We start from the raw sequence: 9,250 nt of genomic DNA on the forward strand, positions 1-9,250 counted from the left end.
CTGCATCATGCACACCCACACCACCGCCGGGATGGCGGTGAGCAGCCTCGAGGGCGGGCTGCAGCCGATCAACTTCTACGCCTGCAACTTCGCCGGGCAGATCGCCTATCACGATTTCGAGGGCGTCACGGTGCGCGACGAGGAAGGCGAGCGGCTGGTCGCGCATCTCGGCGACAAGCGCATGATGCTGCTGCGCAACCACGGCATCGTCGCGATGGGCCGCACCCTGCCCGAGGCGTTCGTCAAGCATTGGGCGCTGCAGCGCGCATGCGAGATCCAGCTCGCCACGCTCTCGATGGGCACCCCGCTCAAGGTCTCCGACGAGGTCGTCGCGGTGCACCAGCGCGACCTGCACATGGCGCAGGCCTCGATCGCGCCGGGCGCGGCGGACTTCGCGGCGATGGTCCGGCTGGTCGACCGGATCGACAAGAGCTGGCGGGAATAGCGCATCCGCCGCGGCGGCGGCGCATCTTTCGGCATCGACATGCTCGCGCTTGCGCCCGGCAACGCGGAATCGCGCCCGCCCCGGTTCGCCAACTTCGTCCACGACATGTTCCACTTTCGCTTCCGCCGCGCAGCCGACGCTCCGGCTCCATCGCGCCCCAGCTCCGATCGCGGGTTCGCGCTAAGCCACGAAATAACCATATGAAACTGCGCGACCTTTCCTACACGAACCAAATGGGATAGAATCACGTTCGTGCTTGATAGGGATGGACCAAGGTGGAAACGCAGTTCAATTTTGAACGAGATGTCAATTTGCGGAGCATCGTCCCGGCATGACCAAATATCTCATCTCGTTCCCGAGCGAAGCGATGCAGGTCGCGGACGAGGACATGCCGGCCGTGTCCAACGACGCGCATGCGGTGATCGAGGAGGCCAAGCTAGCCGGCGTCTATGTGTTCGGCGGCGGGATCGACGAGGGAGTCGATCCGGTGCTGGTCGCCGCCGACGGGTCGGTCTCGCCTGACATCTATCCCGGCAGCGACCTCAAGGGCGGCTTCACCGTGCTCGAGGTGCCGACTCGCGAGGAAGCGGTCGAATGGGCGCGCAGGATCGCGGTCGCCTGCCGGTGCGCGCAGGAACTCCGCGAGTTCATGTACGACCCGGCGAGCTAGGCCTACTCCGCCTTCGCGACCTTCGCGAGCAGCGCATCGACCTGGACCTGCGCCCCGGGCGTCGCAGCGAGCGTCTCGACGATACCGTCGAACGGCGCGGTCAGCGCCTGCTCCATCTTCATCGCCTCGAGCACCAGCAGCTTTTGCCCCGCGCTGACCACCTGTCCCTCGGCCACCTCGACCGAAACGATGCGGCCCGGCATCGGCGCGAGGATCGAGCCGTCGCCGGCGGCAGCACCCGCGGCGCCGTCGGTGCGGGCCTCGCTCACGCGGAAGGTCGCGCCCCCATGCACGAGCAACGCACTTCCGTCGCGTTCGTGCGGATAGAAATGCGACGAGAGATCGCCATGATCGGCTTCGAACGTCACCCGCTCGCCATTCACGCTGACCGCGCGCGCGGCTACCGGCGCGCGATTGAGCCGGAACCCGTCCAGGCCATGCGCGATATGCGCGGTCTCGCCCGGCATATCCTGCTCGAGCCAGTAGGTGGCGTGCGTCAGATCCGCAGCGGTCGGCAACGGATCGAAAGTGAGATCCTCGCCGCGCCGCTCGATCAGGCCGGTGTCGAGCTGCCCCTGCGCGAACGCCCCGTCGCCGAGCAAGCGGAACAGAAAGCCGGCATTGGTGCGGACCGGCCACACGGTGAGCTGGCTCAGCTCCGCGCGGAGCATCGCGATCGCCTCGTCGCGCTGCTCGCCATGGACGATCAGCTTGGCGATCATCGGATCGTAGAAAGGCGAGATCACCGATCCCGCCTCCACGCCGGTATCGACGCGTGCGTCACCCGGGAAGTCGAGCACTTCGAGCTTGCCGGTCGAGGGCAGGAATCCCCTCGCCGGATCCTCGGCATAGAGCCGCGCCTCGATCGCGTGGCCGTTGATCGCGATCTGCTCCTGGCGCAGCGGGAGCGGCTCGCCCGAGGCGACGCGCAGCTGCCATTCGACGAGATCGACGCCGGTGATCTCCTCGGTCACCGGATGCTCGACCTGGAGCCGCGTGTTCATCTCCATGAACCAGATGCGGTCGGCGTGGAGGCCGTGGCTGGCGTCCGCGATGAACTCGATCGTGCCCGCGCCGACATAGTTCACCGCGCGCGCCGCCTTCACCGCCGCCTCGCACACCGCGAAGCGCGCCTGCTTGTCCATGCCGGGCGCGGGGGCCTCCTCGATCACCTTCTGGTGGCGGCGCTGCATCGAGCAGTCGCGCTCGAACAGATGGACGATGTTGCCGTGGGTGTCGCCGAACACCTGCACCTCGATATGGCGCGGGGCGAGGATGTACTTCTCGATCAGCACGCGATCGTCGCCGAACGACGAAGCGGCCTCGCGCTGGCAGCTGGCGAGCGCATCGGCGAACTCCTCTGCGGCATCGACGCGGCGCATGCCCTTGCCGCCACCGCCGGCGACCGCCTTGATCAGCACGGGATAGCCGATCTTGTCGGCTTCGCGCTGGAGGCGCTCGAGCGACTGGTCCTCGCCGAGATAGCCGGGCGTGACCGGGACGCGCGCGTCCTGCATCAGCTTCTTGGCGGCATCCTTGAGCCCCATCGCGCGGATGCTGGCGGGATTGGGTCCGACCCAGATCAGCCCGGCGGCGATCACCGCCTCGGCGAAGTCGGCATTCTCCGAGAGGAACCCGTAGCCGGGGTGGATCGCTTCGGCCCCGGTTTGCTGCGCGGCGGCGATGATGCGCTCGCCGATCAGGTAGGATTCGCGTGCGGGGGAGCCGCCGATATGCACTGCCTGGTCGGCCTCGCGCACGTGCAGCGCATTGGCGTCGGCGTCCGAATAGACCGCGACGGCGCGAATTCCGAGCTTGCGCGCGGTGCGGATGATGCGGCACGCGATCTCGCCGCGGTTGGCGATGAGGAGGGACTGGATCATGGCTGAGTTCCTGCTGGGGCGCATCGTGGGGGCCAGGCCTCGCGGCTGCCCGGCTTGAGATCGGCGAGGTAGATTTCGCCCGAGCGGTCGGGCGACGCCTGCGCGAACAGCAGGCGCTCGGCCCGGGGCGAGAGCAGCGGGCCGACTTGAAACACGTCGGTGCGCGCGGGGATCCTTCCGAGCTCGCGCCACACACCGTCCTGCCTGCGGAAATGATAGAGGTGCGAGCGGTCGCCGCGATCGGCGACGAGGATCAGCGTGTTGCCGTCGCGCGAGATCTCCGCCTCATATTCGTTCGCCGCGGTGCTGACCGGTGCGCCGAGGTTGCGCACGCGCCACGCGCCGCCGGGCGCTTGCCGCGCAACATAGATGTCCCCCTGCCCGAATCCGCCCGGGCGCGAGGAGCCGAAATAGAGGTTGCCCGCGGCATCGACGCGCGGGAGCAGCTCGGACTGCGGCGAGTTGACCGGCGCGGGCAGCCGCACCGGCTCGCCCCATCCGCCGCCGGCGCGGCGCGCGACGTACCAGATGTCGAAATCCTCGCCCTTCGGATCGTGGCGGGTCGAGACGAAATAGACGCCCTTGCCGTCGGGCGTGTAACCCGCATCGGCATCGAACGTGCCGGGCGCACCGGCGAAGGACGGCGGCACCGGCTTGCTCCACCCGCCATCCGCGCAGCGCGAGCTCAGCAGCCGCCAGCCACGGAAACTGGCGTCGGCGGCGAGGTAGATCAGCTCCTGCCCATCGGGGGAGAAGGTCGGGCTGGCCTCATAGCCGGTGGTCGAGATCGCGTCCGGCGTCCAGCGCCCGAGATCGTCCGGCGCCGCCGATGCGCCGGCGAGCAGCGCCAGCGCGGCCGCTGCGGTACCCGCCCCGCCCCTCACTTCGCCGCCACCGCCTCGATCTCGAGCAGCCATTGCGGGTCGTAGATGTCGCAGACGATCACCGTCAGCGCCGGGAGGTGACCGTCCAGCGTCTCGCGGCGGATCGCGGAATTTTCTTCGCGATAGCGGCGATCGCTCAGGAAGGTGGTGACCTTGACGAGGTGCGAGAGATCCATTCCCGCGGCGGCGAGCTGCGCTGCGATATTGCGCCACACCAGACGGCACTGCGCGGCGAAATCGGCGGGAACTTCACCGGCGGCGTCGACCGGGATCTGGCCGCTGACGAAGAGCAGCGACTTGCCCTGCTCGACCAGCGCAGCCTGCGAATAACCGCCGCCGGGCTGCGGGGCATCGGGGGCGTTGACGGGGGTCACACCCAGCCTTCGCAGCCGGTGGTCCGTTGCGACCAGGTGATGTTGAGGATCTTCCAAGTTCCGGCCTCACGAACCAGGTCGAAATGATTGACGCCGCAATGGCGGATCTTGCCTTCGAGGAAGAAGGTGTAACGCGCCCACACCATCGCAACGTCGCCATCGACCTTGATCGAGGGCAGCCCGCTGCGCTCCTCGACGCGCTCCTTGCCGGATGCGATGAGTTGGCTGAACTCGGCCAAGGTGAGGCTGCGGATGGAACGCGTCCCGTCCGGCCTCTCCGTCACGCCGGTCAGCTTGCCGTCAGACCGCCCCGCCTGCAGCATCGCCGCGGCATCGCGCGTCGCGATCGCGCCCAGCAGCCGTTCGACCGGCGCCATCACCGCCTCTTCCTCGGCGTTTGCGGGCGGCCGCTCCGGCGTTGGGGCAGCGAGGAGCAACAGCGGGATCAATGCGATCATGGTCGTGTCTCCATCGTCACATCCGGAACACGCCGAAGCGCGTCCCCTCTTCTACCGGCGCGTTCAGGCACGCCGCGAAGGCGAGGCCAAGCACGTCGCGGGTCTGCGCCGGGTCGATGATGCCGTCGTCCCACAGGCGCGCGGTGGCGTGCCAGGGGTTGCCCTCGTCCTCGTACTTCTGGCGGATCGGCGCCTTGAACGACTCGGCCTGCTCGGGCGTCCAGCTGTCGGCGTCGCGGTGGACGGTGGCGAGGACGGAGGCGGCCTGCTCGCCGCCCATCACGCTGATCCGGCTGTTGGGCCAGCTGAACAGGAAGCGCGGCGAATAGGCGCGGCCGCACATGCCGTAATTGCCCGCGCCGAAGCTGCCGCCGATCAGCACCGTGACCTTGGGCACGCTCGCGGTGGCGACCGCGGTCACCAGCTTGGCGCCGTGCTTGGCGATTCCCTCCGCCTCGTACTTGCCGCCGACCATGAAGCCCGAGATGTTCTGGAGGAACAGCAGCGGGATGCGGCGCTGGCAGGCGAGCTCGATGAAGTGCGCGCCCTTGACCGCGCTCTCGCTGAACAGCACGCCGTTGTTGGCGAGGATCGCGACGGGAATGCCCCAGATATGCGCGAATCCGCAGACCAGGGTCGAGCCGTAGAGCGCCTTGAACTCGTGGAACTCCGAGCCGTCGACGAGGCGCGCGATCACCTCGTGCACGTCATAGGGCGCGCGCACGTCGGTGGGAACGATGCCGTAGAGCTCCTCGGCGTCGAATCTGGGCGGGCGCGGCTCCTGGATCGCGATGTCCGGGCCGCGGTCTCGCGGCAGGTGGCTGACGATGTCGCGGACGATGGTCAGCGCATGCTCGTCATTCTCGGCGACATGGTCGACCACGCCCGACTTGCGGCCGTGAAGGTCGCCGCCGCCGAGATCCTCCGCGCTGATCTCCTCGCCCGTCGCGGCCTTCACCAACGGCGGGCCGGCGAGGAAGATCGTGCCCTGGTTGCGGACGATCACGCTCTCGTCCGACATCGCCGGGACGTACGCGCCGCCCGCGGTGCAGCTGCCCATCACGCAGGCGATCTGGGGGATGCCCTTGGCCGACATGTTGGCCTGGTTGAAGAAGATGCGGCCGAAATGGTCGCGGTCGGGAAATACTTCCGCCTGATGCGGCAGGTTCGCGCCCCCGCTGTCGACCAGGTAGATGCACGGCAGGCGATTGGCCTCCGCGATCTCCTGCGCGCGCAGGTGCTTCTTGACCGTCATCGGATAGTAGGTGCCGCCCTTCACCGTCGCGTCGTTGCACACGATCATGCACTGGCGGCCCGAGACCCGGCCGATGCCGGCGATCATGCCGGCGCCGGGCACCTCGCCTTCGTACATGTCGCAGGCGGCGAGCTGGCCGATCTCGAGAAAGGGCGCGCCGGGGTCGAGCAGCCGCTCGACGCGCTCGCGCGGGAGCAGCTTGCCGCGCGCGGTGTGGCGCTCGCGCGACTTCTCGTTGCCCCCCAATGCGGCCTGCGCGACATCGGCACGGAGCCGCTCGGCCAGCGCGCGATTGTGCGCAGCATTTGCGCGGAAGGTCTCGTCCTCGGCGGACAGCGCGGACTTGAGCACCGGAGCGCTCACCTTGCGGCTCCCGCGCGGGTCGCGCACAGCGGTGCAAAGGGAGACATCATGCCGACCATCCTGCTGCTCATCGCATCCAATATCCTCATGACCATCGCCTGGTACTGGCATCTCGGCAAAGGCGGGCTGGAGAAGCCGCTCGTCACCGTCATCCTGATCTCCTGGTTGATCGCCGGCGCCGAATATTGCTTCGCCGTCCCCGCCAACCGCGTCGGATATCTCGCCGGCTGGACGCCGGGCCAGCTCAAGATCGCGCAGGAGGCGATCGCGCTGATCGTGTTCGGCCTGTTCATGGTGACCGTGCTCGGCGAGGCACTGCACTGGCGCCACGCCGCGGCGTTCGCGTGCATCATGGCGGGCGTGGCGTTCCTGTTCGTCGGAAAGTGAGTCACGCCGCGGCCTCCGCGGGGAGCCAGCGGTCACGCATCCACGCCTCGGACGCGGCGGCCACGCATTCGGAATAATCGGGCAATTCGGGGCCGATCAGCGGCAAGCCGAAATCGGCGACGGTAGAGCGAATGCCCTCGGCGTCGAGCGCCCGGCCGGCGGCGCGGGCGTGACGGGCGACCTCCATTTCCTGTCCCCAGAAATAGACGAGCTTCGCCCCGACATTGGCCTGCATCCGCTGCACCTCCGCGACGCGGCCGTCGCTGACCAGCGGGAGCCAGATATCCGGCATCAGCAGGTCGACCGGCGCGTCCGGGCGCCAGTCGAACGCGTCACCGGAGACGATGCGGACCTTGTCCCCCGCCCCGCCCGGCAGCCGCGCGAACAGGTCGAGCTCGCGGTGCATGGCGATGACATCGGGGTCGCGCTCGACCACGGTCACGGCGGTGACCTCCTCGCGCAGCGCGCTGGCGGCGGCGGACCAGCCCATGCCGAGGCCGAGCACCGCGACATGACCGGAGGCGAGCGCAACGCCGATCCCCTGGCTCTCGAACTCGAGCGGGGTGAGCGACATCCAGGTCTCGCCGTCGCGCGTGAGCGCCGACACGGTATGAAGGCCGGGCGGGCTCCAATAACCGCGCGTCAGCACGGTCGCGGGAGCATGGAGCTCCCACCGCCCGCTGGTCACCGGCCGATAGAGATGCTCGAACAGCGCGGTCCCCGCGGCGAGCGCTGGAACCAGCCCGGCGGCCTGCGGCATCACGCCGCGCCGACCAGCTCGCGGCCGATCAGCATGCGGCGGATTTCGTTGGTCCCCGCGCCGATGTCGAGCAGCTTGGCGTCGCGCAGGAAGCGCTCGACCGGCCAGTCCTTGGTATAGCCCGCGCCGCCCAGCGCCTGCACCGCCTCGCCCGCGACCTTGAAGGCGTTCTCGCTGGCGAGCAGGATCGCGCCCGCGGCGTCGAAGCGCGTCGTCTTGCCCGCGTCGCACGCCTGCGCGACAGCATAGACATAGGCTCGCGCCGAATTGAGCGCGACATACATGTCGGCGACCTTGGCCTGCATCAGCTGGAAGCTGCCGATCGCCTGGCCGAACTGTTTCCGCTCGCGCAAATATGGGAGCACCACGTCGAGACAGGCCTGCATGATGCCGAGCTGGATACCCGCGAGCACGGTGCGCTCATAGTCGAGGCCGCTCATGAGCACGCCGACGCCGCCGTTGAGCGGGCCCATGACGTTCTCCTCGGGCACCTCGCAATCGTCGAACACCAGCTCGGCGGTGGGCGAGCCGCGCATGCCCATCTTGTCGATCTTCTGCCCGATGCTGAAGCCCGGCATGTCCTTTTCGATCAGGAAGGTGGTGATGCCGCGGCTACCCTCGCCGGTCTTGGCGTAGACGACCAGCGTGTCGGCATAGGCGGCGTTGGTGATCCAGAATTTCGTCCCGTTGAGGATGTAGCGGTCGCCGCGATGCTCGGCGCGCAGCTTCATGCTGACGACGTCCGACCCGGCGCCCGCTTCGGACATGGCGAGGCTGCCGACATGCTCGCCCGAGATCAGCTTGGGGAGGTACCTCGCCTTCTGCTCGGGCGAGGCCCAGCGGCGGATCTGGTTGACGCAAAGGTTGGAGTGCGCGCCGTAGCTGAGGCCGATCGAGGCCGAGGCGCGGCTGACTTCCTCGCACGCGACGACATGTTCGAGATAGCCGAGGCCGAGCCCGCCATATTCCTCCTCGACGGTGATGCCGTGCAGGCCGAGCTCGCCCATCGCCGGCCACAGCTCGTCGCGCGGGAACCAGTCCTCGGCATCGATGCGCGCGGCGAGCGGCTCGATCCGCTCCTTGGCGAAACGCTGCGTGGTGTCGCGGATCATCTCCGCGGTCTCGCCGAGCGCGAAATCCATCTGGGGCAGGCTCATCGGGCTCTCCTGGGATTTTGGGCCCAGCTTAGCGAGTGATCGCCGCGGAGAAAAATTGAAAGGCGGCGCGGAAGAACATAGACCGCATCTATGATCGACCGCTACCTGCTGCGCTATTTCCTCGCCGTCATCGATAGCGGTACGTTCACCGCGGCGGCCGCGCAGGTCAATGTCTCGCAGCCGACGCTCTCGGCCGGCATCACCAAGCTCGAACGCGAGACCGGCGCCAGGCTGTTCCGCCGCAACAGCCAGCGAGTCGAGCTGACCGAGGCTGGCGCGCGCTTCGCCGTGCATGCGCGGCGGATCGAGCGCGAGTTCAACCTGGCGCAGGCGTCGGTCGGGGAGATCGCCGCGGCGGGAACGCTGCGGCTCGGCGTGCTGACGACGCTCGCCACCGCCGATCTCGCGGCGTTCGCGGCGCGCGCGGCGCGGACCGCGCCGCGGCTGGCGATCGAGCTGGTCGAGGGCAATGCCGCGGCGCTGTCGCAGCATCTCGCACGGGGCCGCATCGACCTCGCGCTGACCGCGACGCATGGCGAGCCAGAGACCGAGGCGCTGCGCAGCGAAGCCTATGTGCTCGCCCTGCCCGCAGCGCATCCTCTGGCGGGCGAAGC

General features: G+C 68.6%; 11 protein-coding genes. 4 read left to right on the forward strand and 7 right to left on the reverse strand.

Annotated elements, in window-relative coordinates; translation table 11 throughout:
* On the forward strand, positions 1-445 hold a 445-nt coding region (locus ABDV68_RS16235), incomplete at its 5' end, for a class II aldolase/adducin family protein (protein WP_343521147.1).
* A 331-nt stretch (positions 446-776) separates the two neighbouring features.
* Positions 777-1,115, forward strand: a complete 339-nt coding sequence (locus ABDV68_RS16240) for a transcription initiation protein (RefSeq protein ID WP_343521148.1) — start codon at positions 777-779, stop codon at positions 1,113-1,115.
* A 2-nt stretch (positions 1,116-1,117) separates the two neighbouring features.
* Here ABDV68_RS16240 and ABDV68_RS16245 read toward each other — a convergent pair whose 3' ends face one another.
* From ABDV68_RS16245 to ABDV68_RS16265, 5 genes are read right to left on the reverse strand one after another with little or no spacing between them, the layout of a single operon-like run.
* Positions 1,118-2,998, reverse strand: coding sequence for an acetyl/propionyl/methylcrotonyl-CoA carboxylase subunit alpha (locus ABDV68_RS16245; protein WP_343521149.1), 1,881 nt, complete (start codon positions 2,996-2,998; stop codon positions 1,118-1,120).
* A complete protein-coding gene (locus ABDV68_RS16250; protein WP_343521150.1) occupies positions 2,995-3,882 on the reverse strand; it encodes a hypothetical protein in 888 nt (295 codons plus the stop codon). Before ABDV68_RS16250 ends, ABDV68_RS16245 begins: the two co-directional genes overlap by 4 nt.
* A complete protein-coding gene (locus tag ABDV68_RS16255; RefSeq protein WP_343521151.1) occupies positions 3,879-4,256 on the reverse strand; it encodes a RidA family protein in 378 nt (125 codons plus the stop codon). Before ABDV68_RS16255 ends, ABDV68_RS16250 begins: the two co-directional genes overlap by 4 nt.
* Positions 4,253-4,714, reverse strand: a complete 462-nt coding sequence (locus ABDV68_RS16260) for a nuclear transport factor 2 family protein (RefSeq protein WP_343521152.1) — start codon at positions 4,712-4,714, stop codon at positions 4,253-4,255. The genes ABDV68_RS16255 and ABDV68_RS16260 overlap by 4 nt, the downstream gene beginning before the upstream one ends.
* Before the next feature lie 16 nt (positions 4,715-4,730).
* Positions 4,731-6,332 (reverse strand): carboxyl transferase domain-containing protein, encoded by a 1,602-nt coding sequence (locus ABDV68_RS16265; RefSeq protein ID WP_343521153.1) that lies wholly within the window; start codon positions 6,330-6,332, stop codon positions 4,731-4,733.
* 48 nt (positions 6,333-6,380) lie between these two features.
* Here ABDV68_RS16265 and ABDV68_RS16270 point away from each other — a divergent pair, with 48 nt between their 5' ends.
* Complete coding sequence (locus ABDV68_RS16270) at positions 6,381-6,719, forward strand: DMT family protein (protein WP_343521154.1); 339 nt, start codon at positions 6,381-6,383, stop codon at positions 6,717-6,719.
* A 1-nt stretch (position 6,720) separates the two neighbouring features.
* Here ABDV68_RS16270 and ABDV68_RS16275 read toward each other — a convergent pair whose 3' ends face one another.
* On the reverse strand, positions 6,721-7,479 hold the full coding sequence (locus tag ABDV68_RS16275; protein ID WP_343521155.1) for a hypothetical protein: 759 nt from the start codon (positions 7,477-7,479) through the stop codon (positions 6,721-6,723).
* Positions 7,479-8,630, reverse strand: coding sequence for an isovaleryl-CoA dehydrogenase (locus tag ABDV68_RS16280; RefSeq protein ID WP_343521157.1), 1,152 nt, complete (start codon positions 8,628-8,630; stop codon positions 7,479-7,481). The genes ABDV68_RS16275 and ABDV68_RS16280 overlap by 1 nt, the downstream gene beginning before the upstream one ends.
* 96 nt (positions 8,631-8,726) lie before the next feature.
* On the opposite strand from ABDV68_RS16280, the gene ABDV68_RS16285 reads away from it, so the two are divergent.
* Positions 8,727-9,250, forward strand: a 524-nt coding sequence (locus ABDV68_RS16285) for a LysR family transcriptional regulator (RefSeq protein ID WP_343521156.1), incomplete at its 3' end; no start/stop codon positions are given.

The sequence above is a fragment of the Sphingomonas sp. genome (assembly GCF_039595165.1).
GTDB lineage: Bacteria > Pseudomonadota > Alphaproteobacteria > Sphingomonadales > Sphingomonadaceae > Sphingomonas.

What these genes read in the sequence shown, in the direction of transcription:
- ABDV68_RS16260 (WP_343521152.1), bottom strand. Translation starts at nt 4,714, where the DNA reads ATGATCGCATTGATCCCGCTGTTGCTCCTCGCTGCCCCAACGCCGGAG.
- ABDV68_RS16245 (WP_343521149.1), bottom strand. Translation starts at nt 2,998, where the DNA reads ATGATCCAGTCCCTCCTCATCGCCAACCGCGGCGAGATCGCGTGCCGC.
- ABDV68_RS16275 (WP_343521155.1), bottom strand. Translation starts at nt 7,479, where the DNA reads ATGCCGCAGGCCGCCGGGCTGGTTCCAGCGCTCGCCGCGGGGACCGCG.
- ABDV68_RS16240 (WP_343521148.1), top strand. Translation starts at nt 777, where the DNA reads ATGACCAAATATCTCATCTCGTTCCCGAGCGAAGCGATGCAGGTCGCG.
- ABDV68_RS16270 (WP_343521154.1), top strand. Translation starts at nt 6,381, where the DNA reads ATGCCGACCATCCTGCTGCTCATCGCATCCAATATCCTCATGACCATC.